Raw genomic sequence first — 25,574 nt, forward strand, 5'->3', positions numbered from 1 at the left:
CTAGAGCGCTTCCGCCTTCGCCGGCAGGCCGCCGGCCTTCGCATATTCCTGCGTGCCCTTGGTGTAGATCCTGTCGCCCTCGACCGTGTCGGAGGGTTTCAGTTCGTCCATGCCGGGCAGGCGGGCATAGATCGGCGCGAAATCCTCATAGGTCGCTTCCATCAGCTCGTCATAGCTGTCGATGACGAAATAGGTCTGCTGGAAATCGTCATAGCGGTAGTCGGTGCGCATGATGCGTTCCAGATCGAAATGGATCCGGTTGGGCGAGCGTGCCTCCAGCGAGAAGATCGATTCGGCCTTCGAGGAGACGATGCCGGCGCCATAGATGCGGCGGCCTTCCGGCGTGTTGATCAGGCCGAATTCCACCGTGTACCAGTAGAGCCGCGCCATGTGCTTGATGGCGTCGAATTCCAGCGAGCGCAGCCCGCCGCGGCCATAGGCCTGCATATAGTCGGCAAACACCGGCTGGGTGAGCAGCGGCACATGGCCGAACACATCGTGGAAGATGTCGGGTTCGGGCAGATAATCCAGCTTCTCCCCATCGCGGATGAAGCGGCCGGACACGAAGCGGCGATTGGCCAGGTGGTCGTAGAAATCCTTTTCCGGGATCAGGCCGGGCACGGTGACCACGGTCCAGCCGGTCAGCTTTTCCAGCTTCTCATTGACCCGCCGGAAATCGGGAATGCCGCCCTCATTGAGATTGAGCAGTTCCAGCCCCTTGAAGTGTTCCGGCGCGGCGCGGCCCTTGAGCACGGACATCTGGCGCTCGTAGAGCGTCGTCCAGATGGCGTGTTCCTCGGACGTATAGCGGTCCCACTTCTGGTCGATGGTAAAGTCGGCGGCGGGGGTCTGTTCCGCCACGATCGGGTCATTGACAGGCATGACGGGTCATCCGGCGTGTAACTAGTTTCATTTGTAACTAAATATACGCCTGATTGACGCGCCACCCAAGAGGCGCGTGCAGACTTTGTTATGCACGCCGTCAGCCCCTATGAAAAAGGGCCGCCCGGCATGTCCGGACGGCCCGTCTTCAGTCTCGCTCTGCCGATCGGCTCAGTAGCGGCCCAGCCGGCGCACCGAGGAGATTTCCCGGTTGAGCAGGTGGAGATTGTCCACCTCGCCGGAGACTTCCTCGCAGCGGCCGCGGAAGCCGGCATCCTCGCACACCAGCCAGCGGTCATAGCCGCGCACGTCCAGGCTCAGGGCCCGGTCGTTGAAGCCGAGGCGCTCCAGATTGTCGATCTCGTGCTCGATGCGCACCGAGCGGCCACGCTGGCTGAACTGATCGTACAGGATGATCTCGCCGCCGCGATCCCAGCCGCCACCACCGGGATAGCCGCCATTGTCCCAGCCGCCACCGCCGCCATAGCCATTGTCGATACGGCGCAGGGAGGTGATCGTGTTGCGCAGACCGTAGCGGCCCAGATCGTTGACCTCGCCCTGCACGCGTTCACAGCGGCCGCCGAAATCATCGTGCTGGCAGATCAGCCAGGTCTCGCCGCGGGCGACGATCAGGCTGTCGGCCCGGTCGTTGAAGCCCTGGCGGGACAGGTCGGCGACATCCCAGCTCACATCGACACGCTGGCCGGTGAAGTTGGGGCCGTCATAGAGGAAGATGCCGCTGCGCGGACGGTTGTCGCTGCCCGGACGGCCCGGACGGCCGGGGCGGCCCGGACGGCTGCCAAAATCCGGTTCGACCGAGGAGATCTGCGCGGCCATGCCGCCGCCGATGGAGGGGATGTCGCGATCCACTTCCATGCAGGCGCCGTCAAAATTGGCGTGCTGGCAGACGCGCCAGGAGCGGCGTCCGGAATGGCGGATCGAGCGCGCCTGGTCGTTGAAGCCGAGCTGCTGGAGATTGCTCACCGTATCGGTGATCGTCACCGAGCGGCCGGAATAGTTATAACCCGAATAGAGCGTGATCGAGCTTTGGCCGGGGCGGTCCGGACGGCCCGGATGGCCCGGATCGGGGCGGCCGAGATAGGCCGGGCGCACGGAGGTGATCTGGTTGTCCATCCGGCCCAGCGAGGGCTGGTCATTGCGATGGGTCTCGCAGGTGCCGTTATAATCGTCGTGCTGGCACACTTCCCACTCGCCGGAGACGATCCGGAAGGAGGAGGTGCGGTCGTTGAAACGGCGGCTCGACAGATTGCGGTCGGCGCCGGTCACGCGGACCTGCTGGCCGGTATAGTTCGGACCGTCATACAGGATGATTTCCTGGGCCTGGGCCGGCGCGGCGGCAGGCAGCCAGGCTGCGGCGAGCAGGGCTGCGCCGAGTGTGGCGGTACGGATGGACATGGGTTCTCTCCCTCTTGCCAATGCGGTGCGAGCATCACCCTGCCAGAGCCTGGCTGAACCCGAGCGAAGCGACAGGTTCATGCGCTGTTCATGGCCCGGGCGCGGCTCGCAACCGCATCCCCCATTCCGGGGCACCGCGACCGGTGCCCCTTGCGTATGCTGAACCTAGTTCGGCTCGTTGCCGGTGTCTTCATCCTGCTGCGAGGACTGGCGGCGCTGGTTGAACAGGCCGCGCAGCAATTGCTCGGCCGGATCGACTTCTTCCTCATCGTCCTGGCTGTCATCGCTGCTGTCATCATCGCTGCCGCCCAGGCCCAGCGCATTGCGCAGCGCGTCGCGCGCGGCATCCTCGGGCGACTGGTTGCGGTCGCCGCCGATGGCATTGCTCAGCGCCCCCTGCAGCAGGGCGCGCGTCACGGCCTCGGTATCGACGCCATAGCCGACATTGTTGAAATCGCCCCGGAAACGGATCGGCACGACGATGCCCTGCAGGTCGGTCGAACCGCCCTGGCCCTCGATCGAGGCGACGGCCCGCGGACGCAGGCGATAGTCCAGCGTCTGGCTGGGCAGATCGACCCAGCCCTCGCCTTCCACGCGCAGCAGCGGGGAGAGCATCAGGAGGTCATTATTGGTCAGCCGGCCATTGGTGACGGCAAAGCTGCCGCCAAGGCTGGAGAAGTCGGTCTCCTGACGCTCGCCGACACTGGCCTGTTCGCTGTCTTCCTCGCTGGTGTCGGCCGCCTGCGCGCCGCCGGAACGGTCCAGGAAGCCGGACACATTGCGGATCGTCTCGGCGATATTGATGCCGACAATGGCGCCATCGGCGAAGTTGAAATCGCCATTGCCGCCCAGATTGCGCATCATCGCCGCCTGGCTGTTGCCGGAGGTGGCGAGCGTGAGCGTCATGGCCCCGGTTCCGGCCAGCCGGTCGAACCCGGCCGCGGCCTCCAGGAAGGGCAGGGCGTCCAGCCCTTCCAGGCTGGCATTGAGCGAGAAGGAGGGCGTCGCCGTGCGGGCATTGGCCACGATGGTGACATTGCCCCGGCCTTCATACAGCGTAATCCGCTCCAGCACGGCCTGCAGGCGGCGATTCTCGACCACGGCCCGCAGGGCCGCATCGGTCACCTCGATATCGCGCACCAGCAGCCGGCCGACATTCAGCGACAGATCGGCATCGGCAACGCCCAGTCCGGCGAAATCGATCGCGTCCTCGCTCCAGGGCGGGATGCCGCCACCGGACGCCGGTGCGGCGTCTTCGGCGGGGGCGGGCAGATAGGGGTTCACGTTCAGCTCGTCCAGATCCAGACGGCCGGTCAGGCGCGGCCGGCTGCCCGACAGGTCGGCGGCCAGATTGCCCGAACCGCGGATCTCGTCGAAGCGGATCGAGCGGGCCGTCAGGCCCAGGCGCGAGGTCGTGCCCTCGATCCGGCCCTGCGTGGCAAAGCGCTGCAGGTTCTCGCCCGGCGGCAGCGGGCTGCCGGCGAAGGCGGCCAGCGCCCGGATGGAGGGGATGTCGGCGGAAAACTCGCCGGCAAACTCGATATCTTCGGAAGCCGGGATGTCCCCGTCAAAACTGACATCGACCAGATTGCCGCCCAGCGACAGGGTGAGCGGTGTGGCGCGGCCCTCGAAGAAGTCGCGGATCGAGCCCAGCTCGGCATCGAATGTCATCGCCTCGCCATCGGCCGAGAGCGAGCCGTTGATCGCGGTCGGCGCGTCCAGCGAGGGCAGGGCAATGGCCAGGTCCAGACCGGTGATCTCGCGGCTCTGGCTGCCATCGCTATAGAAGATCGAAGCGTTCTCGATGCGCACATCGCCGAAACTGGCATCGATCGGCAGGGCGCCGGGCCGCCGTGCAAACCCGTCACCGGCCGGTGCGGCCGGGGCGGGGGCGGCGTCGGGATCGGCAAAGGTCCAGTTATTGCCGCCGCGGCGCTGTTCCAGCCGGATCACCGGATCGATCAGCACGAACTCGGTGATCTCCACCCGGCGCGACAGGAGCGGGATCAGCTCCACACCGACCCGCATCTCGCCCATCTGCGCAAAGGGTTCGTCCGAGAACCCCTCGGCATTGGCGATGGTGACATCGCGCGCCACCACCTGCACCCGCGGCAGGATGGTCAGGCTGACATCGCCGGCCAGCTGAACCGGGCGGTTCAGCGCATCGCCGGCGGCGGCTTCCACCCGGTCGCGATAGGCCGAGGCCGGGATCACGGCGGGCAGGATGAAGGCGGCGCCGATCACGAGGACGACGAGGACGAGAAGAATGAGGCCGAGGCGTTTCATGGGGGACAGGCTCCAAAGGGATTCGGACGCACACTAACACCTGCAATTGTCGCTTTCTTGGCAAGACGGGCAGGCGGCTGTGCGTTATTGTAAAGGAGAATGTGTCGGAAAACCAAAGGGGAAGGGTATGCCGGACACCTGCTGCAACCGCACCGCATCCGCCAGCGGCCTTGTGCGCCGCCGCGAGCTCATCATCGGCCTGGCTGCCGGCACCGTGCTGCCGCTGGCCGCGGGCTGTGCCGACAATGCCGCGCTGGGCCGTTCCCAGCTGATGCTGGTCTCTGACGGCCAGCTGGCGCAAATGTCCAACCAGGCCTGGCGGGACACGCTGCGCGAGGAGCGCGTGCTGCGCGACCCCAGCTATCAGCGCCGCCTGGAACGCGTCGGCCAGCGCATCGTCCCGGCCTCCGGCCTCACCGGCTATCAGTGGGAATTCACCGTCTTCGACAGCGAGGAGCGCAATGCCTGGGTCCTGCCCAATGGCAAGGTGGCCTTCTACAAGGGCATCATGGATCTGATGGAAGGCGACGGGCATATCGCTACCGTGCTGGGTCACGAGATCGCCCATATCGCCGGCCGCCACTCGGCCGAGCGCGCCAGCCAGCAGCTCGCCTCTCAGGTCGGCATCTCCTTGGTCACCGGCGCGCTGGGCAACAGCGAATACAGCCAGTACAGCCAGGAGATCGGTGCCGCGCTGGGCATGGGCGCCACCTATGGCATCATCCTGCCCTATTCGCGCGAGCACGAATACGAGGCCGACCGGATCGGCGTCGATTACATGGTGCGCGCCGGATACAACCCCCAGGACGCGCTCGACTTCTGGATGGGCATGGCCGCCATGAACCAGCGCCAGACCGCCGAATTCGGCTCCACCCACCCCTCCGACGCCAACCGCATCGTTGCCATGCGCGAGCACATCCGCGCACGGGGGTATGGCGCTTAGGGAGAGGTTCCAGGGCCGCGCTGGCTCCAGGTCCTCGCCCTCGATGGGCGAGGGGGACCACGCCGCAGGCGTGGTGGAGTGGGTGGGAGCGAGGTGTGTGAATGGACACGCTCCGCGTTTCACCCCTTCCGTCCCTTCGGGACACCTTCCCCATCAAGGGGAAGGACCGACAAGCGCTCGGGATCAGCCGTTTCCCGCTCGCCGCAGGCCGCCCGCACAGCGGCCTGCAAATCGCCTGACGAAGCAGTTGCCAGCGCGCGGGAGGGACGCTAGTTTCCCGCGCCTCACGCCCCCTTTGCGGACCGTGACACCCGAGTGCCGCCTTAGCTCAGTTGGTTAGAGCGCTAGATTGTGGATCTAGAGGTCTCCCGTTCGAACCGGGAAGGCGGTACCATTTACTCCATTTGTCGAAACCAGTCGCGAAGACCAAGATGAAGTCTAAGTTCTTCATCTTCGGCTAGAGGCTTGCAGTGGGCTATCGGTCCTCGAAGCGTATTGAGCGTGGCGAGCACTCTCTCTACGGCTTTGACATCTCTGAACATGTCCCCAAACACGTCCCAGTTTGTCTTAATTATTTCACCGAGTTCGCCAAAGTTCGTAAAATCTATCAATTCTGTAGACCTAGGCGTCACCCCACTAGAAATTTCTTTTTTCATATTCTTTGAAGCATTTTCTTTAACTGCAGGGGAGACGCACGTGTCCCACCATTCGCCTCCGTGTTGTTCTTCGAGCCTTTCTGATATTATTTCCCGTATCGAGTTTTCTAGACAGTAAAAAATGGCGTAGTTTCTCGCCATTCGTGATGCCTCTTTTCTCACGCGTTCGGTGAATTGAGGGTAGTACGTCTCATCTATTTGTTCAGGTGTTTTCTCTGAGTGACCAAGGTCTATATCTAGATCGTTCTCTATTTTTCTAATCGATGATTCAATAGATATATTGTTTAGTCCAAAGAATTTTATATGTTTTGTTGCGCTATTCATTTTAAAGCAAATTTTCTTTCAGGGATTTAAATATAGCATTGAACACCTCGGGGTCCGAGGTTTCGGGAAGGTTTAGATTAATCGTATATCCCATTCTTAGTTCAAGGTTTTCGTTTGATTTTGGTATGCTTATATTTTGATGCTCTATTCGTTTATGTTCTGAAACGGTGGGCGGTTCATCAATCTTGGAGTAAGACGCTTGGGCATTGGCTTCGAAGTCGGCCATATCAGCAAGAGCTAGAAAAGTGCTCACCGTAGCGATGATGTTCCGGTCGTCTTTCGCCCCACCAGTAATTTCCATTACCAAGCCCGTGAGCTTATCCTTTGACATTTCGTAGACGTACTCGTTTCTATCGAAAAGCTCACTGAAGGCATTCCGTACACCGTCAGCCATCGCAGATCCTTGGGTCTCGGTGTTGCGAAACTGATCATAGAGGTCTGTTGGAACACCATCTGATCCAATAAATCCGAGCCGCTTGAGGAGAGGGATGATCGCGCGGGCGCTTCCGCCGCTGTGGCCGAGCTTCGTTTCAAGAAAATCTTGTGTGAAACGTTCCGGTCGGCGAGCGTTTTGAATTTTCTCAAATATTTTTGGGATCAGGCCAGTTGATAGCATATAGGGTAATTTCGCGGCCATGTTATCCTCTTCGAGCTTGGTTCGGATAATTTACACGTTTAGGTCTCTATTTGAAGCTCAGACAGTTCGGTGCACTTGTCCCGCAGCTTGGACTTAGCCCAATGGCCTTGTTGGGCTCCCCCCTAAACCCCAGCCCGCCCCACAGCCGCTGACACCATAAACGCCGACCGGCTCATGCCGGCGCGGGTGGCGGCCTGGTCGATCAGGGCGAGCTGGCCGGTGTCGATGGAGAGGTTGATGCGGGTGGTGCGGCCGCTGGTGATGGCGGGCGCGATCAGCGGGGTGAGGACGGCGTCCCGCCGGTCCTCCAGAAACTCCGGATCCGCAAGCAGCGCTCCGATCGCCCGCGGAGCGGGGACGGTCTCGCCATCCTGTTTCATCCCCTCCAGATGCAGGGCGAGGGCGGTGCGCGCCTCCTCGAGGGCAGCCTCGACGGTCTCTCCCGCCGACACGCATCCCGGCAGGTCCGGAAAGGACACGCTGAAATCCGACTGGGGGTCCTTGTGGACCAGGGCGACATACATGATCCGCGTCTCCTGTCCGGGGCTGGCATTCCGGCTCGGCGGCAATATACACACTGAGTGTGTATTTCTCAATCGGTGGGCCTAGCGGCTGGTGGCGACTATCGCCGATGGGAGATTACAGCTTGTCCCAGCCCGCCTGACGGCAGATCGACTTCAGCGTCCCCGCGGCAAGCGTGCGGCGGGGATGAGGCACGGTGACACGGCCGGGGCGGTCGGGATGTTTCCATTGGGTATGACTGCCCTTCTGGGCAATCTTCACCCATCCCGCCTTCTCAAGGCGCCGGATAATGTCCCTGCTGCTGACCGGCATTCGGTTTCCGTGTGCTGGTGACAATATACAATCAAAAGTGGCTATTGTCACGCCCGCGCGCCCCGTCTTCCCCCTCCGGCCGCGTATTTGCGCCATCAACTTATCCACTGCCCTGCAGCCCGTGCGATACTGGGGGATCGGGTTAGGCTGGCGCCGGTTGGCAGAGCTGGCGGCAGAGCCGGCAGGAGGCGGATGCAATGGACGGAACGGGTCCGGATTTTACGGTGCAGACGGTATCCCTGCCGGGCGGGACGGTGTCGCTGCGCGTCTGGTCCAATCCCGGAAAGCCGCGCCTGGCTTTCCTGCACGCCAATGGTTTTTGTGCTTCGGCTTATCGCCAGGTGTTCGAGAAACTGGCCGGCGAGTACGAGATCTGGGCCCCGGATCTGCGCGGTCATGGCGCCACAACGCTGCCGGCCGACGCAGACATGCACCGCTCATGGGGCATTTATGTTACCGATATGATGGCCTTGTGGGGGCAGTTGGGCTTCGTTCCGGATGCCGTGGCGGGCCATTCCATGGGCGCCACCACGGCCCTGATGACCGCAGCCCGCCTGGCTCGTGAAGGTCTGCCTGTCCCCGTTCTGGCCCTGATCGAACCGGTAATCCTGCCGCGCCCGGTCTACTGGCTTGCCCGCTCGCCGGTCTTCGCGCTCAACCGCAATCGCATGCCGATTGCCCGCCAGGCGCGCCGCCGCCGCAATGGCTGGCCCGACCGCGAGGCGGCCCGGCTTCGCTATGCCAAACACCCCGGTTTTGCCCGCTGGGCGCCGGGCGTGCTGGAGGATTATCTCGAGGGCGGCCTGCAGGACGCCGGGAGTGGGGCCGGGGCTGGGAAAGAAAAAGTTATCCTCGCCTGCGACCCGGCCTGGGAAGCGGCAAATTACGAGGCCCAGGGGCATGATCCCGACGCTGCCGCCCGGCAGGTTGCCGGGCGTGCGCACGTGCTGCAGGCGGGACATGGCTCGACGCTGATGCGTCCGCGTGCGCTGACCCGTCACGGGGCACAGCTCACACGCATGGACGATCTGGGCCATCTCGCCCCGATGCAGGCACCGGACCGGATCGCCGGCTGGCTGTCCGGTGCCTTGCGGGACGATGTCTAGGGCGCGGCGGTCAGCGCCGGCCGGGCGTGCCGTCTCCGGTGGCCGCAGCCTCGTCCGCCGCATTGCGGCGCTGGACGAGGGCGCGGGCCGTCTCGACGTTGTCGATCTCCTCGACCGTGTGGATCGAGCAGCGCATCTGCGGCTGGCCGACATGGATGTATTCCACCAGCGGCGGGTAGAGCGTGGCCGTGTCGCCGAAACTCGTGCCGATCTGGATGCCCGAGCGCAGTTCCGGGCAGGAATGGCGCAGCGTGACGAGGTAGTGGCGGCTCGCACCGCCATTGAGCACCAGGTGCTCGCGGTCGATCACCGAATAGCCGTTGATACTGACCAGGCGGACCCGGTCGGTGGCCGGTTCCAGCGGATAGGCTTCGGCCGCCGCGACGGCCTCCGGGTCGATATCCTGGGCGATGGCGGCCGGCGCCATCATCAGGGCCAGCGCCCCGGCCGCAGCCAGAAGTGGCGCGGCGGATCCGGCAAATGTCTCGCATGTCATGGCGTATCCTTTATGCATTGGTTCAAAGGATCCCTCGCAATGCCAAGGATATCGGCGCTCTGCCCGGCAACGTCAACCGCGCGTCCGGCGGCCCCGGCCCGTCATCGTTAACGCCGGATTAGCCATGTCCCGCGACTCTGGCAGACGATTCGCAGCAACCGATATTCCGGAGCCCGCCTTGGTCAGCCCCGTCGACGCCAATAACCAGGACTTCATGACCCGCACCCTGCGCCAGGCCGCGCAGGAGACCGGCACGGATTTCAACTTCCTGCTGCGCACCGCTGCGCGGGAAAGCAATTTCGATGTGCGCGCCGAGGCCTCGACCTCGTCGGCGACCGGTCTCTTCCAGTTCATCGAGCAGACCTGGCTGGGCGTGATGCAGCGCCGCGGCGCCGAGCATGGCTATGAAGACGCCGCGGCCGCGATCAGCCGCGATGCAAGCGGCCGCTATGTCGTCGAGGATCCGGTGCAGCGCCAGCGCATTCTCGACCTGCGCTTCGACGCCGAAGCCTCCGCCCGCATGGCCGGTGAGCTGGCTGCGGAAAATGCCGCCGTCATCCAGACCCGCATCGGCCGGCCGGCCTCTGGCGGCGAGCTCTATGCCGCCCATTTTCTGGGTGCCCAGGGGGCTGCCAGCCTGATCGAGGCTGCCGAGAATAATCCGCAGGGCCGGGCCGATCAGCTCTTCCCGGCGGCTGCCCGCGCCAATCGCGCCATCTTCTACGAGAGCGGCCGTGCCCGCTCGACCAGCGAAGTGCTGGCCGCGCTGACCGGCGACCGCCCCGCACCGCAGATCCCGGCATCCGCAAACCGCGCGGCTGCCGGCTCGCCCGATCTCAATGACAGTGGCAATATCCGCCTTGCCGGCAGCTATACGCCGGCCCGCAACACCTCGCCTGTCGCGCCGGGCAGCCACCGGGTGGGCAATGGCGAGCTGTCGCCGGCACTGGTGGAAATCCTGGCCTCGCTGGACGCCCCGCGCTCGGCCGGCCGCAACCGCAATTCTTAAGCGCGCGAACAGGTTGCAAGCTTTCGTTAAGCATGCCGGGCCTAAAAACAGGGCCGATACATTCAACATGATGGACCTGCCATGAGCGTCGTCGCGCTGCGCAATCGACTGACCCAGGACGATATCCGCCGTCTGGTAAAGGGCGAGAACGAGGAAGTCCGCGCCTCGGCCGCGCAGAAGATCTGCCGCCGCATGGATGCGGCCAATCTGACCGATGCCGAACGCAGCGCCGCCCGTGACATTCTCGACCTGATCACCCGCGATGCCGCCGAACTCGTGCGCCGGGCAATGGCCGTCACGCTCAAGCAATCCCGCAACCTGCCGCGCGACGTCGCCGTGAAACTGGCGATGGATGTCGATGCGGTGGCCTTGCCGGTGCTGGAAAACTCGCCGGTCCTGGAAGACGAGGACCTGCTGCGCGTGCTCGAGCAGGCCGGCAGCGACAAGCGCTGTGCCATTGCCGCGCGTCCGGATGTCGCGCCGATCATCGTGCACGAACTGCTCGACAGCCGCGACGAGCGGGCCGTGTCGATCGCCGCCGCCAATGACGGCGCCCGGTTTGACGACGCCGCCTATCAGCGCGCCTTCGCCGAATTCTGCGAGAACCCGCAGGTGATGGACAGTTTCGTCGCCCGCTCGCAACTGCCGCTGGATGTCACCGAACGCCTGATCTCGCACATTTCCGACACCGCGCTGCAGCGCCTGGTCGCGCACCACGCCCTGCCGCCGCAGGTCGCCGTGGAGATCGCCGAGGGCACGCGCGAACGGGCGACGCTCGACCTGGTCGACCAGGCGGGCCTGGCGCACGATCCCAAGCATTTCGTCCAGCAATTGCGCCTCAATGCGCGCCTGACACCGTCATTGATCCTGCGCGCCCTGCTGCGCGGGCATGTCGCCTTTGTTGAGCACGCCTTTGCCGAACTCGCCGGTATCACCCATGCCAAGGCCTGGCTGCTGGTGCACGATGCCGGCCCGCTGGGCCTGCGCGCTGTCTACGACCGTACCGGCATGCCCTCACGCCTCTATCCGGCGATCCGCGCCTGTTTCGACGTGCTGCACGCGATGGAAGTCCCTTACGACGCGGCCAGCCGCGACCGTTTCCGCCGCGCGCTGGCGGAGCGGGCCATCACGCGTTTCCAGGGCATCCCGGAAGAGGATCTGGACTATATTCTCAGCCGCTTCGACGAGGATGTGGAGCCGTTGGCCGAGGCTGGCTGAGGCGCGTCCGGAGCATCAGTCGCAATGAAAAAGGCCGCCCCGGGAGGGCGGCCTTTTTAATGCCGTGCAAAGCGCGGTTTCTCCCGGACGGCGCGAAGCGCCGAGTCGGGATCTACGGATCGCTCGCCTCGCTCGCCCTCGGCAATCGTCGGTCCCGGATAGCGCTACCGCGCTTCCGGGAGAAATGCGTTTTCAAGGGAAGGGGGAGCGGCGGAAATGGGTGCGCGTCGATCACGCCTTTTAATTTAACATTTGCATTAATTAACAGATGTGTTTATCGAGATAATATGACGCCCGATCAGCTCGACATCACCTTTTCGGCACTCGCGCATCCCGTCCGCCGGGCCATCCTGGCGCGGCTTGCCGAGGGCGATGCCACGGTCAATGAACTGGCTGCGCCCTTTCAGATGAGCCTTCCGGCCGTGTCCCGGCATATCAAGGTGCTGGAACGGGCGGGCCTCGTCGCGCAGGGGCAGACGGCACAATTCCGGCCCTGCTCGCTCAACGCGGCCCCCCTACGGGAGGTCGTCTCCTGGGCCGAGCAATACCGGCCGGTCTGGGACGCGCGTTTCGACACAATGGAACGGCATCTAAAACAGCTCACGGAGACACGGGATGACGAACGAGATTGACTGGGTCCGCATCGAGCGGCGCATCGAGGCGCCGATCGGCAAGGTCTGGGCGATGTGGACCGATCCGGACCTGTTCCGGACATGGTACGGGCCCGACGGCATGACGATACCCGTCGCCGAGATGGATGTTGCGGTCGGCGGCCGGCGGAAGGTCTGCATGCAGATGGCAAGTCCGGAACGGACCATGACGATGTGGTTTGTCGGCGAATACAAGGAGGTCGAGGCCCCCAACCGCCTCATCTACACCGAGAGCATGGCCGACGAGGCCGGCAATATCCTGTCGCCCCGGAGCATGGGCATGCCGGAAGGGCATCCGGAAACCACTGAAGTGATTGTCGAGCTTTTCGAGGAGGAAGGCGCCACACTGATGAAGATGACGCATGTCGGCGTGCGCGCGGATTCCGGCGCCGCCGGCGGCTGGACACAGGCGATCGACAAGCTCGAGCGCTCTTTGGGAGATAGCCCGCAGTGACGCCGAGGCAGCCCGCACGCCGATGCGGGCCTGTCTCTGGTCCCTCCAGGGCGGCTTCGATAAACGGGGACACACGCCTCTTTTTTCGCCGTGCCCGTTTCTCGACCAAGCGCGGTTTCTCCCGGACGGCGCAAAGCGCCGAGCCGGGATCGACCGTTCAACCGCCTCGCTCGCCCTCGGCAATCGTCGGTCCCGGATAGCGCTGCCGCGCTTCCGGGAGAAATGCGTTTTTGTCAGGGAAGGGGAAGCGGCGGAGATGGGGGCGTGTCGCCGTTTTTCGCAACAAAAAAGCCGCCCCGGAGGGCGGCCTTTTTCATGCTGTGCAAATCGTGTGAAGCCGTCAGTCCTTCCAGGGCGCGGCGAAGGCGGCGGACTGCTTTTCCAGCTCGCCGGCCAGTTCGGAGGCCACGGCGTCCTCGTCATTGCGGATATTCTGCGACAGCGCAGCCCGGATCGCGCCGACATGGGCGAGGGCGAGGGCCAGCGGGGCTTTCTCGCGCTTCTCCTGCATGTCGATCATCTTGGTCAGCGAGCCGGCCAGGCGCGTGACGATCGGGAATTCATAGGTCGAACCGAGGCCGCGCAGATCGTGGGCCCGCACGAAGAACTCTTCGCCTTCAGGACCGGCGAGGCCGGTCGTCTTGACCACCTTGGCGGCGGCCTCCAGCTTGCCGACTTCCTCTTCCAGCCACTGGCCGAAATCAGCGCGCAGATCCTTGAGGGCCTCTTCGGCCTTTTCGATCATGTGCATATCAGCCTGGCTGATCGGGCCGCCAACCTTGGCCTGCAGCAGGTTGGGCACCGAAATCACTTCAGCATCATCGGATTTGGCCATGGTCTTATCCCTCTCAGTTCGCGGGGGAATGGGCGGCATGGCCAACATCGGCATGCCCGGAAAAGCGGCTCAGGGTCTCGCTCAGCGCGCCGGCCAGGGAGGCCGCGGTGAAGGGCTTGACCAGGAAGGTGTCGACGCCGGCGGCCTTGGCCTCGGCGATGCGCTGGCGATCGGAATAACCGCTCAGCATGATGACCGGGATGAAGGCGGCCGGGCTGGCGGAACTGCGGCGCAAGGTGCGTACGAAGTCCAGCCCGTCGCGCGGCTGCATCTTCCAGTCGGTAATGACGAGATCGACCGGACGGCTGGCCAGCACATCAAGCGCGCGGTCCACCGTATCAGCCTCGATGACCTGGGCGCAGCCGAACGCATTCAGGGACACCCGCAGCGCGCCGCGCAGGGCAGCGTTGTCATCGACCAGCAGCACGCGCAGGCGGCTCAGATCGGTGGGTCGTTCGGGTGCAGTCATGGCGTCGGCGAATCCGGTTCGGGTCAATTCGACTCGAATACTAGCCGGCCTTGCTTAACGTCAGCCTAAACGGATCAGCTTTCGAACTGTTCGATCAGGATGCGCTCGGCCAGGTCGCGCCCCTTGTCATACAGCAGGGTAAGCGTGACGTCATTCGCCTCGACGATATCCACCCGCGCGACCTCGCGGAATTCGCGATTGTCGGCCACGGCCGAGACGGGGCGCAGGCGCGGTTCGACGATCTCGAATCCCACCCGCACCGTATGCGGCAACAGCGCCCCGCGCCAGCGGCGCGGGCGGAAGGCGCTGATCGGGGTCAGGGCGAGAACCTTGGAATTGAGCGGCAGGATCGGGCCATGTGCCGACAGGTTATAGGCCGTGGATCCGGCCGGCGTTGCGACCAGAACGCCATCGGCCTGCAGCTCGCCCATCCGGTCGCGGCCATCGATCGTGATCTTGATCTTGGCGGTCTGCCGGGTTTCACGCAGCAGCGAGACCTCATTGATTGCGAGGGCCTCGAAGGGCTGGCAGTTTACATCCTCGCCCCAGGCACGCAGCGGGTGGATCCGGACATGTTCGGCTGTCGCGATCCGTTCGCGCAGACCGTCCGGCCGGAACTCGTTCATCAGGAAGCCGACCGAGCCGAAATTCATGCCGTAGACACGGGCCCCGGTCTTGATCGAGGTGTGCAGCGCGTCGAGCATGAGGCCGTCGCCACCGAGGGCGATGATCGTGTCGGCCTCATCCAGCGGGACGCAGCCATACAGTTCTTCAAGGCGTGCTTTGGCCGCCTTGGCTTCGGGCCTGGGACTGGCCAGGAAGGCAAATGAATCGGAGATCGCGGGGCTCTGGGAAAAAGACGTTGCCAAACACGTCTTTATTCAACCCTTGGAACCCATCTGACGCAAGACCTTGGCCGCTTTCTCCGGGCCGTACATGCGGAACACGTTTGCCGCAGCCGACATGGCGTCCCCTTCCAGCGCCTGGTGCATGCGGCCGGAACGCTGCAGTGCCTTGTGGATCACCGGATATGCGGTGCGTTCCAGATTGGCAGCCTGGCAGGCCATGGCCGCGGCGCGGACACCGCCCATGGCGAGAGCGATCCGCCACTGGGATACCTTGATGCCGCACAGATGGGCGATGGCATGATCGAATACGGCTTCCTCGCCGCGCACCAGCGCGTCCAGCGCGTACTTGCCGTCCAGCGCGCCGTCCCTGGCCGCGTCATTGACGCGCCGGGCCGCTTCCTTGTCGACATCTTCCGGGGTCGCGGAGAGGGCGGTCTCGACGGCGAGCGCCTCGACCTTGTCCTTGTCCAGACCGAAGCGGCGATAGAGTTCCTCGCGCCAGTTTTCCGGCAGCATGATGCAAAGCTGCGTGGCGAAATCGGTCGTCAGGTCGTGGCGGCGGGCCAGGGCCTCGCGCAGTTTGGGATTGTCGCGGGCGACCGTCAGGCAGATGTCCAGCGTGTTCTCTGAAATCTCGGCCGTCGAGTTGTTGGCCAGGGCGCGCAGCACGATGGCCTCGCCGGGGCGGGCCAGCGTATCGCTGACGGCGAGGCAGAGATTGGCCCGCATGGCGAGCACCTTGCGATGCTCGGTCGTGCCGGCCTCGGCCAGCTCGATCATGTCCTTTTGCGTCAGTTTCGAACTTTTCTCGATGATCACGGCAGAGATTTCGATCGGCTCGAAGGCCAGGAAGCGGATGATGTCGTGCGGGGCCCAGTCACACGGGGCGAGCTTGGCGGCAATCTCCGCCTTGGTCGTGGTGTCGCTTCTGGCCGAAAGTGTCACCAGCAGCTCCCCTGCGACCGGATCGGCGGTCGGACTGAGGGGCTGTGCCAGGCACAGATCCACGACACCCATGGCCAGTTCCCGGCGCTTGCCGGGGTCCTTCATCTTGGCCAGGACATTGAGAGTTTCCGCGGTATTGGCAGGCATGGAGACGCAGCTTCTTGATTGTCGTTGCCAGCCATTAAGCCAGAAACGCCTTGAAAACTTGTTAATCGGGGGCCGCAACAATTTGTGCGCGATTTCAAAGACTTGATTAACTCTGTATTGGGTGGCTCCTACTGGTAGATGTCGAGTAAAAAGCAAGCACAGAGTGTGTTGTCGTGTGCAGCGTTTTGGGGCTCTTTGTCTTGTCGCGGAAGGGTTTGACGGCGCCCGGGCAAGAGCCAATACTCGTCAGGTTGGCGATAAAGAAAACCCCGGGGAGTTCAAAAATGGACGATCAAGCAAACCTGTCGGTGAAAGATCAGGTCTCCGAGGAAGAATGGAAGGCACGCTGCGATCTGGCGGCGCTGTACCGGCTGGTGCGCATGCACGGCTGGGACGACCTCTTCTTCACTCACATCTCGATGCGTGTGCCCGGACCGGACGAGCATTTCCTGCTCAACCCGTTCGGCTTGCTTTATGAAGACGTGACGGCGTCGAACATGGTGAAGGTCGATCTGGACGGCAATGTGCTGCCGCCCTCGCGCTACGGCATCAATCCGGCCGGCTTCACGATCCACTCTGCCATTCACGCGGCGCGGCCGGATGTGAAAGTCGCCCTGCACCTGCATTCCGACGACGGTGTTGCTGTAGCTGCGCAGAAGCGGGGCCTGCTGCCGATCTCGCAGCTGGCGATGAATGTCTACAATGATGTCAGCTACCACGAGTACGAGGGCATCGCTCTGGAGCACGAGGAGCGCGAGCGCCTCGTCGCTGACCTGGGCGAGAAGAACCTGATGATCCTGCGCAATCACGGCACACTGTCGGTCGGCGATCACCCGTTCTCGGCCTATGTGCGGATCTATCTGCTGGAAAAGGCCTGCCGCATCCAGATCAAGGCGCAAGCCGGCGGGGAGCTGATCGAGTGGGACGAGAAGATGCAGGATCGAGTCTTCGGCCAGTCCTCCGAGATCGCCTCGAACGACTTCTTCAAGGAAATCGCCTGGGCGGCGATTCTGGACCGCGTCCGTCGCGAAAGCCCCGGCTTCGACAGCTGATCCCGTTGCACCGAACCCGGCGGATGGAAGCCGCCGGGTATTTGCCGCGACACGTCGAGGCGTGCAATCATTAGTGGTATAAAATTGCATATGCCCTCAATGCGCGTATAATCGCCATCCCGATCCGGACATCCCGCTGCGTGGCTGCCCGGCCAAGCGGGAGGGACGCCCGATGGAATGGCGAAAGAGAGGTGGCAACCGGCCGGCTTCGTTGGGAGCGACGGTGGACGTGTCCGCCGGCGTACTGGCAATCCTCTCGCTGCCGCTCGTGACCGGCCCGGCCGAGGCGGGGGCCTGGTTGCAGCGCAAGGGCGAGGGGCTGGCGATCGTAACGACGCTGGCCGACCGCGCCGACCAGCGTTTCGATGCCGGCGGCGACAGGATCGATGACGGCTATTTCTACAAGGACGAGACGGCGCTCTATGCCGAATACGGCATCACGGCGCGGCTGACAGCGGTGGCCCGGCTCGCCTGGCAGTCCGTCGAGCGGCGGCAGGGCGCGATCCATGACGCTGCACAGGGGCTTTCCGCGAGTGAGCTCGGGCTGCGCGCCGGTGTTTGGCAGGACGCGGGCCGAATTGCCACGCTGCAGGCGACGGCGCTCCTGCCCGGTGCCGGCGAAAATGTGTCAAACCAGCCGCTCGGCACCGGTGGCGAGGCGTGGGAAGTGCGCGCGCTTTGGGGCCAGTCGTTCGGAAACGACCGGTTTGCCGACATCCAGCTTGCGCATCGCTGGCGGGCCGGCCCGGATCTGGACGAGGTGAGGCTGGATATCAGCGCGGGCTGGCGCCCGGCGCCGCGCTGGCAGGTCATCGTCCAGTCCTTGTCGGTCTGGAATGCGGAGGCGGCGAGCCCGATACGCCCGGCTTTCAGCCAGCACAAGCTGCAGGTGTCGCTCGGCCGTGAAATCGCCGGCATGGAATACCATGCCGGCGTCTACTTCACGCCCGCCGGCCGCAATACGCTGGATGAGCGGGCTCTCTTCCTGTCTGTCTGGCGGCGCTTTTAGGGGCTTGCCGGTCGCATTTTCGAACCGCAGAACCGGTTCCCACTTCTGCTGAAAATGCAGGCTCTTGCCGGTCGCATTTTCGAACCGCAAAATCGGTGCCCACTTTTGCTGAAAATGCAGGCTCTTGCCGGTTGCATTTTCGAACCGCAGAACCGGTTCCCACTTCTGCTGAAAATGCTCTATTCAGCCGTCTCGACAGCCAGGTAGCCGATCACGTCGCGCCGGTCGGCGGCATCGCGCAGGCCGACAAAGCTCATGCGGTTGCCGGGCACCATGGCGCGCGGATTCTCGATCCAGGCATCCAGGGTTTCGACGTCCCAGGTCAGGCCCGCCTCGGTCAGCTGGCGGGAATAGCTGAAACCCTCGGCCGAGGCCGCGGTGCGTCCCATGATGCCATGCAGATTGGGGCCGACCGTGTGACGGCCGCCCTCATTCAGCGTGTGGCAGGACTGGCACCGACGGTACTGGCGGGCGCCATTGGTGAGGTCGGCATTGGCATAGTCGCCGCCCAGGGCTGCGAGGATCGCCTCGGCATCGCCGCTGTCGGCCTCATCGCCCTGGCTGCCGGATGCGCTGGCCGATGCGGAGGGCGCGGCTTCGTTTTGCGCGGCTGGAACCGCGGCTTCGTTGCGCGCGGCCGGAGCCGCATCGGCGGTATCGCCGTTTTCACCGCTGCAGGCCGCAATGAGCAGGGTGCCTGCAAGTGGAACGAGACTGCGCAGCATGCCGGAATCCTCCAGTTATCCAAAACGCTGGGAACCCATATAGCGCAATCCGTAGTCTTGCGGGTGCGACAGACTGCCACCGGTGCACAAAAAGAAGCCGGCCCGGACGAGGTCCGGGCCGCCTCCCCACTTCCGAAAAGGGGTCCGCTTGGAACAAGCGGACCCCGGGGCCCCCCGGCCCCCTCGGTGATCAGAAGTTCTTGGTGATGTCGATGAAGGCCGTACGACCGCGGCGATCGAACTGGGTCGCGAATGCGGCCGAGCCCTGGACCGAGGTCACCTCGTAGGACACCGTCGGCGGCTGCTCATCCAGCAGATTGCGGATGCCGACCGTCAGGGACCAGTCGTCAGCGTCATAGCGGACCGAACCGTCGAACGTCGTGTAGGCTTCGGTCACACCGTCATAGGAGGCGGCTGCGAGATCGAAACCGAAGTAGTCGTTTTCCGACATTCTCGGAATGTAGTTCACCCCGAAATAGTAGGTTGCATTGCCACGGTAGAAGTTGAAGTCCAGCTGGGAGACGTGACTGGGGTTGCCGATCGTGCCGTTGTAATCGGTCGGTTGGGACTCCGCGGTGAGTTGGGATTCGTCCATCTCGGTGAAGGTCGTCGACCAGTTAATCACCATGTCGGCAAAGGGCAGTTCCCGCTGATAGCGCAGGGTAACATCGAAGCCATCCTGCACCTGGGTGGAAATATTGAAGTATGAGTCATTCAGCTGGCCCACGAAATTGCCCTGGCTGTCTCGTTCCGGAACGAAATCGCAGAGCGTGCCCGGCGTGCGGAACAGCGGGTCCCGATAACACTGGCTGAGAACGCCGAACGCGCCGAGACGGTTGACCTGATCTTCGATGTCGTAGCGGAAATACTCGACCGCGACCGACAGTCCATCCAGCAGGTTGAGGACCGGCAGATCCCAGTCAGGCTGTACCACCAGCCCGATAGTGGTGGCAGTTGAGGTTTCCGCGACAAGACGGCCTGTCCCGTTACCCAGCGTGATGACTTCCGGCGTGCTGTTGTAGCCCTGGAAGCCGGTCAGAGGCGTGGTGTCCAGGCCGTCGGCCGCACAGTTCGTTGCAACAACCGGCGTCAGCTCCCCCGTCGACGTGTCGCACGGGTCAGAGCCGGAATAGTAGGACGTCTGGCCACCCAAATAGAGCTCATACAGAGCCGGAGCGCGGAAGGACGTGCCTTGCGTAGCGCGCAGGGTGATTTGATCGACCGGTTGCCAGTAGAGACCGACCTTCCAGGTTTCGCCCGAGTGGCCGGACTCGTATTCCGTGCTCCGCGCCGAAACGTTCAGGTCCAGCGCTTGTGCCATCGGCACACCGGAGAGAAGCGGAATGTCGAACTCGGCGTAGATTTCCGAAACCTCGTCATCGCCGACCGTGCGGCCTGCGCTGGTGAAGCCCCAGCTGAAGCCGCCGGCGGAAGCCGGACCAGGCTGGTCATCGATGGAATCCTGGCGCCATTCAAAACCCAGGGCCACGCCAAGCGGACCGGCCGGCAGCTGGAAGAGCGGGCCGGAGATATAGCCGTTGATCAGGTGCTGGTCGAAGGTTGTCGTGCCGTACTCGAACGTCTGCATGTATTCGCGGGCAGCCGGGTCGATATAGCCATCCAGGAAGCCCGGGTTGAACGGGTCCAGCCACGGCACACAGGCCCGGGAACCCTCAGAGCCGCGATTGCCTTCGACATTGACACGGCAGTCATAGACGCCCGGCGAGGTTTCAACGAGATCGATCGCATCTTCGATGCGCGAGGCATTCCAGATGTCATTGCCATAGCGGCCATTGGAGTGCCCGTAGGAATAGTAGACGTCCCAGTTCCATTCGGAGAAGAAATCACCGAACGCGGAGAGGTCGCCCCGCAGGCCCACCAGGGTCCGCAGCGTGTTGACTTCCTGTGAGCTGTCCGATTCCACCGGCGTCAGGGCAGTGGCCCGGTGGCCGAACGGGTTGCCCGGATGGTTACCCGGAATGTCCGGGAAGAACTGGCGGATACCGTTCGAAGACGAGTTGCGATTGGTGAACAGGAACTCGCCATAGCTCTCGATCGAGGGCGTTATGTCGTAGTTGGCGAAAGCTGCGAAGGACAGCCGGCGCGAGGGCTGGATGATCGACGCGGTCTCTTCCAGGCCATTCGCGTACCAGCGGCGCCCCGGAATGTCTGTTTGTACATTGCGCCAGCCAGCAAACCCGTCATCGGCTGCAGAAGGATCCGGCGTATAGCGGGTATTGGTTTCGCGGTCGATCGCGTAGATCGCCGTGTTGAAACACTTGAATTCACCGGTAAGCGGATCGATCACATCGATCCGATTGCCTGCGGAATCGAACCGGCGCTCCTCTTGGCATAGCGCCCACTCCGGACGATCGCCGGCGGTCAGTTCCTGGTATTCCTCGTAGGACACGGTTGCCAGGAAGGAGCCGCGGTCGAATTGCTCACCCATGGAGACGTTGAAGCCGTAGACATTGCCGCCGCCTTCGAAAGTCTGCGACGTGCTGGCATTCAGGGTGACGCCGTCGAACTCGGAATTGGTGATGATGTTCACCACGCCGGCCACAGCGTCGGAACCGTAGACCGAGGACGCGCCGTCCTTGAGGATTTCCACACGATCGACGATCGCGGACGGAATGACGTTGAGGTCAACCGCTGCGACCGTACCCCGGGTCCCCGCCGGGTTCAGCCGGCGGCCATTGAGCAGGACCAGGGTGCGTGTGGCGCCAAGGCCGCGCAGCGAGATCGTGTTGGTGCCCGGACCGCCATTGGTCACATAGCCGGCGAAGAAGTCGTTGATCTGGGTGGAACCCATCGCGATCGTGCTGTCCTGGAGGATATCGTCCAGCCCCGTCAGACCGGCGATGGTGGCCTCTTCGCGCGTGATTACCTGGACCGGCGACGACGAAGAAAACTCGTCGCGGGCGATGCGCGACCCGGTGACAACGACCACGTCCTGCTCGTCGGTGTTTTCGTCCGTGTCGTCCTGGGCGAAGGCCGGCGACATCGCCAGGCCGGTGGCAGCGAAGCCCGCGATCATGGTCGATCGAAGGATTCGCGTCTTGAAATCGTCTTTGCTCATGTAATCCCCTCAAGGAGCTGGACCGCCGTCCAGACGGCGACGGTCTCGTACGTTGACGTCCGCCATCCCCGACGTCTGATGACGCGCCGGAACACCGGAAGGCGCCCGCGATTCCGGGCGCTTGAGGGAAGAAAGCCGAAAGGGCCGGACACACTGACAGCGCGATGATCCCGGTCGCGGTACGGCGTTGCGAACGCGCGGCGGTGCGACAAAAAGCGGGAAAATCGATGCGAAACACGGCGGTTGGCCTTGCCGGGCAGGCCGCGCGTCATCCATCCCGGAAAACCCGTCACTCAACGACATCCCGTCATTCACCGACCCGGCTTGACGCAGGCCGAATTCCGCTGTCGGCGGGGCCAGCCTCCCCGTAACCCCATTCGATGCGCTTCTGCGCATTCGAACGTGCATGCGGCTTGCCGCATGTGAGGGGATATCCAAGCCGGGGAGTAAATCGGCATGAAAAATCAAGCATTCAGGTCAATCGGCGGCGGTCTGGGACGATCCGCTTTGCTGGGCGCGACGATGCTGGCAGGCCTCGCGGCCGTGTCGGCACCGGCCTTCGCGCAAGAGGATACGGCCGGGGACGACGAGGTGATCGTGATCACCGGCTCGAGGATTGCGCGCCAGGACTATGTCGCCGACAGCCCGCTGGTCTCCGTGACCGGCGACCAGGTCGTCGCCAATGCGGACATCACGATCGACACCTATCTCAACACGCTGCCGCAGGTGAACCCGGCCGGCACCACCACGTCCAACAATCCGGGCAATGGCGGTCAGGCGAATGTCGACCTGCGCGGCTTCGGTGCCAACCGGAACATCGTTCTGATCGATGGCCGCCGTGCCATGCCGTCCAGCGCGGGGCTGACGGTCGATCTCAACACCATTCCGGCCGCCCTGATTGACCGGATCGAGGTTGCAACCGGCGGTGCCGGTGCCGTGTACGGTGCCGACGCTGTGGCCGGCGCGGTCAACGTCATCCTGCAGGATGATTTCGAGGGCGTCGACTTCCGCGCGACCTACGAGAATTCCACCGAATACTGGGATGCCCAGGAATACGGTGTCTCGCTGGTGATCGGCGGCAATATCGATGACGGCCGCGGCAATGCCGTGATTGCATTCGACCGCTCCGTGCGCGAGGGCATGATCAAGAGCCAGCGTCCCTTCGCCGAGCAGGCGACGGCGACGACGAGCTTCTTCCCGGCCGGCTCGCTGCTCTTCGGCGCAGCCAACCGTCCGACCGAAGCCTCCATCGATGCGGTCTTTGCCTCCTATGGCGTCGACCCGGCCAATGTCAGCGTCGGCAACCGCTTCGGTTTCAACCTGGATGGCACGATGTTCTCGGCGGGTATCTTCAACCACCCGTCCGACGTCGAGAACTTCCGGTATGATATCGACGGCAACGTCAACCAGAACATCTTCCCGGATGCCTATTCCTACAATTTCGACTTCGTGAACCTGCTCACCCTGCCGATGGAGCGCGACAGCTTCATGGCCCGGGCGGACTATGATCTCGACAATGGCGTCAACATTTTCGGCAATATCTCCTGGGCTCAGTATTCTTCCGCCCAGGCCTTGGCACCGACCCCGATCCCGACCGTGCAGACGCGCGCGCCGGGCGAGAACTCGACCATCCAGGCTGTTTCCGCCCTGGTCGAGCCGGGCCGCACCGTGTCGAACCAGCTGATCATTCCGGTCACCAACCCGTTCATCCCGACCGATCTGGCGGCGGTTCTGGCGAGCCGGACCGGTGATGATCCGAACCTTGTCGGGTCGGGCGCCATGGAACCCTTCCTGATGCGCCAGCGGACACTGTCCGCCGGTCTGCGCCAGTCGAACTTCGAGAACACCGTCACCAGCTACACCTTCGGTGCCGAAGGCCCGATCGGTTCCAGCGGCTGGACCTGGCACGCCTATGTCTCGCGCGGTGACACCGAAATCGACCGCAACCAGCAAGGCAATATCGATACCGATCGCCTGCAGATCCTGCTGGAGGCCGCCGATGGCGGTGACAGCATCTGCTCCGGCGGTTTCAATCCGTTCGGCCGCCAGCCGCTGTCCGCCGAATGTATCGACTATCTGGAAGTGTCCTCGACCGCATCGACGGAATTCTCCCAGACGGTGGGTCAGCTTTATGTTGCCGGCGACGCCTTCAACATGCCGGCCGGTCCGGTGTCGATGGTGCTGGGTGCCGAATATCGCGGCTTCGAGTTCGACTTCGACCCCGGTTCGGGCGGTGGCCCCATCTCCGGCTTCAATGCGCAGAACCCGAACTCGGGCACGAACTCGTTTGAAGACCTGTTCGGTGAGGCGCTGATCCCGCTGGCGGGTGACGACGCTCCGTTCGGCGCGGTCGATCTGAGCCTGGGCTATCGCGTCTCGCGCAGCGAATTCCGCGACGGTATCACCGGCGATACGGGGGGCTCGAACGACCCGGCCTACAAGGCCGAGCTGAGCTGGGAGCCGCTGGACTATGCGCGCTTCCGGGCGTCCTACCAGCACTCCGTGCGCGCGCCGAACTTCGGCGAGCTGTTCGGTGGTGGCGGTTCTGCGCCGCAATACTTCGACCCGTGCTCGATCACCGGTGTCCAGCGTTCCGGACCCGATTCGGTGCAGATGCGGGCCTTGTGCGCGGCAACGGGCGTGGCCTCTCCGGATGCCTATGTCCAGACGCCGGGTACCCAGGCCTCTGTGACCACGACCGGCAATACGGACCTCGACCCGGAATCGGCCGACACCTTCACCATCGGTGCGGTGTTCCAGTCGCCGGTCTCCAATCGCTGGCTGGACCGTTTCCAGGGCACGGTCGACTACTGGCGCATCGACATCTCGTCGCCGATCCTGGCGCCGGGTGTGAACCAGCTGATTGCCGATTGCTACAACTACTACGGCACCAATCCGACCTATGATGTGAACCGGGACTCCTGTGCCGGTATCGTGCGCGGCGGCGGTGACATTTTCGGCGTTGCCGATGTCAACGATCCGAACGGGCTCTATCCGGGTCTGAACGGTGGTTCGCAGCAGGCCTCCGGTATCGACATCGCCTTTGGCTGGGGCTTCGAGCCGGAATGGCTCGGTGCACCGTCCTGGGCCGGCAGTGTCACGACCAGCGTGATGCTGACGCATCTGCTGGAGTGGAAGCAGCAGGACCTCAACAGCCTGCCGGAGCTGGATTATGCCGGTACGGTGTCCTTCTTCGGCGAAGGCCTGGGCACGTCCTTCCCGGAATGGAAGGCTGTCTGGAACACGCGCTGGACCGTGGCGGACTTCGATCTCGATGTGCGCGCACAATACATCGCGTCGATGGACAACCGTGCCAGCGTGATCTTCCCGGTCGAGACCAGCTTCACCGGTACCGACGCTGTCTGGTACTGGGATGTGGCCGGAACCTGGAACATCACCGACAACGCTTCGATCCGTCTCGGCGTGAACAACCTGTTCGACGAACAGCCGCCGGAATACGCACCGAACGTGCAGTCGGGCACCGACCCGTCGCTTTACGACGTCGTCGGACGCCGCGTGTTCGGTCAGATCGCCCTGCGTTACTAGTGAGGGGA

General features: G+C 63.7%; 23 protein-coding genes and 1 tRNA gene. 10 read left to right on the forward strand and 14 right to left on the reverse strand.

Annotation, left to right across the window (positions count from 1 at the left end):
* From phhA to ACXAJV_RS08835, 3 genes are all read right to left on the reverse strand, one after another.
* Positions 1–882 (reverse strand): phenylalanine 4-monooxygenase, encoded by an 882-nt coding sequence (gene phhA / locus ACXAJV_RS08825; RefSeq protein ID WP_475084329.1) that lies wholly within the window; start codon positions 880–882, stop codon positions 1–3.
* A 171-nt stretch (positions 883–1,053) separates the two neighbouring features.
* Positions 1,054–2,298, reverse strand: a complete 1,245-nt coding sequence (locus ACXAJV_RS08830) for a beta/gamma crystallin-related protein (protein WP_475084332.1) — start codon at positions 2,296–2,298, stop codon at positions 1,054–1,056.
* A gap of 165 nt (positions 2,299–2,463) precedes the next feature.
* On the reverse strand, positions 2,464–4,584 hold the full coding sequence (locus ACXAJV_RS08835; RefSeq protein WP_475084333.1) for an AsmA family protein: 2,121 nt from the start codon (positions 4,582–4,584) through the stop codon (positions 2,464–2,466).
* A gap of 127 nt (positions 4,585–4,711) precedes the next feature.
* On the opposite strand from ACXAJV_RS08835, the gene ACXAJV_RS08840 reads away from it, so the two are divergent.
* Both ACXAJV_RS08840 and ACXAJV_RS08845 read left to right on the forward strand, forming a co-directional pair.
* Positions 4,712–5,527, forward strand: a complete 816-nt coding sequence (locus ACXAJV_RS08840) for a M48 family metallopeptidase (RefSeq protein WP_475084336.1) — start codon at positions 4,712–4,714, stop codon at positions 5,525–5,527.
* A 317-nt stretch (positions 5,528–5,844) separates the two neighbouring features.
* Positions 5,845–5,921, forward strand: a tRNA-His gene (locus ACXAJV_RS08845).
* Position 5,922: 1 nt separating this feature from the next.
* On the opposite strand, the gene ACXAJV_RS08850 is transcribed toward ACXAJV_RS08845, so the two are convergent.
* The 4 genes from ACXAJV_RS08850 to ACXAJV_RS08865 form a co-directional block, all read right to left on the reverse strand.
* On the reverse strand, positions 5,923–6,507 hold the full coding sequence (locus tag ACXAJV_RS08850; RefSeq protein WP_475084338.1) for a Swt1 family HEPN domain-containing protein: 585 nt from the start codon (positions 6,505–6,507) through the stop codon (positions 5,923–5,925).
* Position 6,508: 1 nt separating this feature from the next.
* Positions 6,509–7,144 (reverse strand): DUF5343 domain-containing protein, encoded by a 636-nt coding sequence (locus ACXAJV_RS08855; RefSeq protein ID WP_475084340.1) that lies wholly within the window; start codon positions 7,142–7,144, stop codon positions 6,509–6,511.
* A 122-nt stretch (positions 7,145–7,266) separates the two neighbouring features.
* Complete coding sequence (locus ACXAJV_RS08860; RefSeq protein WP_271185255.1) at positions 7,267–7,668, reverse strand: type II toxin-antitoxin system HicB family antitoxin; 402 nt, start codon at positions 7,666–7,668, stop codon at positions 7,267–7,269.
* A gap of 115 nt (positions 7,669–7,783) precedes the next feature.
* A complete protein-coding gene (locus tag ACXAJV_RS08865; RefSeq protein WP_271185256.1) occupies positions 7,784–7,978 on the reverse strand; it encodes a type II toxin-antitoxin system HicA family toxin in 195 nt (64 codons plus the stop codon).
* Between the two features lie 197 nt (positions 7,979–8,175).
* Between ACXAJV_RS08865 and ACXAJV_RS08870 the strand changes: the two genes are divergently transcribed.
* Positions 8,176–9,084, forward strand: coding sequence for an alpha/beta fold hydrolase (locus ACXAJV_RS08870; protein WP_475084343.1), 909 nt, complete (start codon positions 8,176–8,178; stop codon positions 9,082–9,084).
* 10 nt (positions 9,085–9,094) lie between these two features.
* Here ACXAJV_RS08870 and ACXAJV_RS08875 read toward each other — a convergent pair whose 3' ends face one another.
* Positions 9,095–9,580, reverse strand: a complete 486-nt coding sequence (locus ACXAJV_RS08875) for a DUF6491 family protein (RefSeq protein ID WP_475084345.1) — start codon at positions 9,578–9,580, stop codon at positions 9,095–9,097.
* A gap of 124 nt (positions 9,581–9,704) precedes the next feature.
* Here ACXAJV_RS08875 and ACXAJV_RS08880 point away from each other — a divergent pair, with 124 nt between their 5' ends.
* From ACXAJV_RS08880 to ACXAJV_RS08895, 4 genes are all read left to right on the forward strand, one after another.
* The gene (locus ACXAJV_RS08880) at positions 9,705–10,589 is read left to right on the forward strand and encodes a hypothetical protein (RefSeq protein ID WP_475084347.1); all 885 of its coding nucleotides are present in this window, start codon (positions 9,705–9,707) and stop codon (positions 10,587–10,589) included.
* Positions 10,590–10,670: 81 nt separating this feature from the next.
* The gene (gene spbR, locus ACXAJV_RS08885; protein WP_475084350.1) at positions 10,671–11,807 is read left to right on the forward strand and encodes a SpbR family protein; all 1,137 of its coding nucleotides are present in this window, start codon (positions 10,671–10,673) and stop codon (positions 11,805–11,807) included.
* Positions 11,808–12,094: 287 nt separating this feature from the next.
* Positions 12,095–12,439, forward strand: a complete 345-nt coding sequence (locus ACXAJV_RS08890; RefSeq protein WP_475084352.1) for an ArsR/SmtB family transcription factor — start codon at positions 12,095–12,097, stop codon at positions 12,437–12,439.
* Positions 12,423–12,911 (forward strand): SRPBCC family protein, encoded by a 489-nt coding sequence (locus tag ACXAJV_RS08895; RefSeq protein WP_475084355.1) that lies wholly within the window; start codon positions 12,423–12,425, stop codon positions 12,909–12,911. The genes ACXAJV_RS08890 and ACXAJV_RS08895 overlap by 17 nt, the downstream gene beginning before the upstream one ends.
* Positions 12,912–13,251: 340 nt before the next feature.
* On the opposite strand, the gene ACXAJV_RS08900 is transcribed toward ACXAJV_RS08895, so the two are convergent.
* The 4 genes from ACXAJV_RS08900 to ACXAJV_RS08915 all read right to left on the reverse strand — a co-directional run bounded on the left by ACXAJV_RS08900 (position 13,252) and on the right by ACXAJV_RS08915 (position 16,155).
* Positions 13,252–13,746 (reverse strand): Hpt domain-containing protein, encoded by a 495-nt coding sequence (locus ACXAJV_RS08900; RefSeq protein WP_475084357.1) that lies wholly within the window; start codon positions 13,744–13,746, stop codon positions 13,252–13,254.
* Between the two features lie 13 nt (positions 13,747–13,759).
* A complete protein-coding gene (locus tag ACXAJV_RS08905) occupies positions 13,760–14,215 on the reverse strand; it encodes a response regulator (protein ID WP_475084359.1) in 456 nt (151 codons plus the stop codon).
* A gap of 74 nt (positions 14,216–14,289) precedes the next feature.
* Positions 14,290–15,084, reverse strand: coding sequence for an NAD kinase (locus ACXAJV_RS08910; protein ID WP_475084362.1), 795 nt, complete (start codon positions 15,082–15,084; stop codon positions 14,290–14,292).
* 12 nt (positions 15,085–15,096) lie between these two features.
* The gene (locus ACXAJV_RS08915; protein ID WP_475084364.1) at positions 15,097–16,155 is read right to left on the reverse strand and encodes a DUF2336 domain-containing protein; all 1,059 of its coding nucleotides are present in this window, start codon (positions 16,153–16,155) and stop codon (positions 15,097–15,099) included.
* Between the two features lie 284 nt (positions 16,156–16,439).
* On the opposite strand from ACXAJV_RS08915, the gene ACXAJV_RS08920 reads away from it, so the two are divergent.
* On the forward strand, positions 16,440–17,207 hold the full coding sequence (locus ACXAJV_RS08920; protein ID WP_475084367.1) for a class II aldolase/adducin family protein: 768 nt from the start codon (positions 16,440–16,442) through the stop codon (positions 17,205–17,207).
* Positions 17,208–17,430: 223 nt separating this feature from the next.
* On the forward strand, positions 17,431–18,216 hold the full coding sequence (locus ACXAJV_RS08925; RefSeq protein WP_475084370.1) for a hypothetical protein: 786 nt from the start codon (positions 17,431–17,433) through the stop codon (positions 18,214–18,216).
* A gap of 179 nt (positions 18,217–18,395) precedes the next feature.
* Here the strand turns inward: ACXAJV_RS08925 and ACXAJV_RS08930 are convergent, their stop codons facing one another.
* Both ACXAJV_RS08930 and ACXAJV_RS08935 read right to left on the reverse strand, forming a co-directional pair.
* The gene (locus ACXAJV_RS08930; protein ID WP_475084373.1) at positions 18,396–18,941 is read right to left on the reverse strand and encodes a c-type cytochrome; all 546 of its coding nucleotides are present in this window, start codon (positions 18,939–18,941) and stop codon (positions 18,396–18,398) included.
* A gap of 190 nt (positions 18,942–19,131) precedes the next feature.
* Entirely contained in the window at positions 19,132–22,020 is a 2,889-nt protein-coding gene (locus ACXAJV_RS08935; RefSeq protein ID WP_475084375.1) for a TonB-dependent receptor domain-containing protein, read from the reverse strand.
* 456 nt (positions 22,021–22,476) lie between these two features.
* Here ACXAJV_RS08935 and ACXAJV_RS08940 point away from each other — a divergent pair, with 456 nt between their 5' ends.
* The gene (locus ACXAJV_RS08940; protein WP_475084378.1) at positions 22,477–25,566 is read left to right on the forward strand and encodes a TonB-dependent receptor domain-containing protein; all 3,090 of its coding nucleotides are present in this window, start codon (positions 22,477–22,479) and stop codon (positions 25,564–25,566) included.
* The last annotated feature ends 8 nt before the right edge of the window (positions 25,567–25,574 follow it).

This window comes from Maricaulis sp. ABE4_448, from assembly GCF_056160825.1.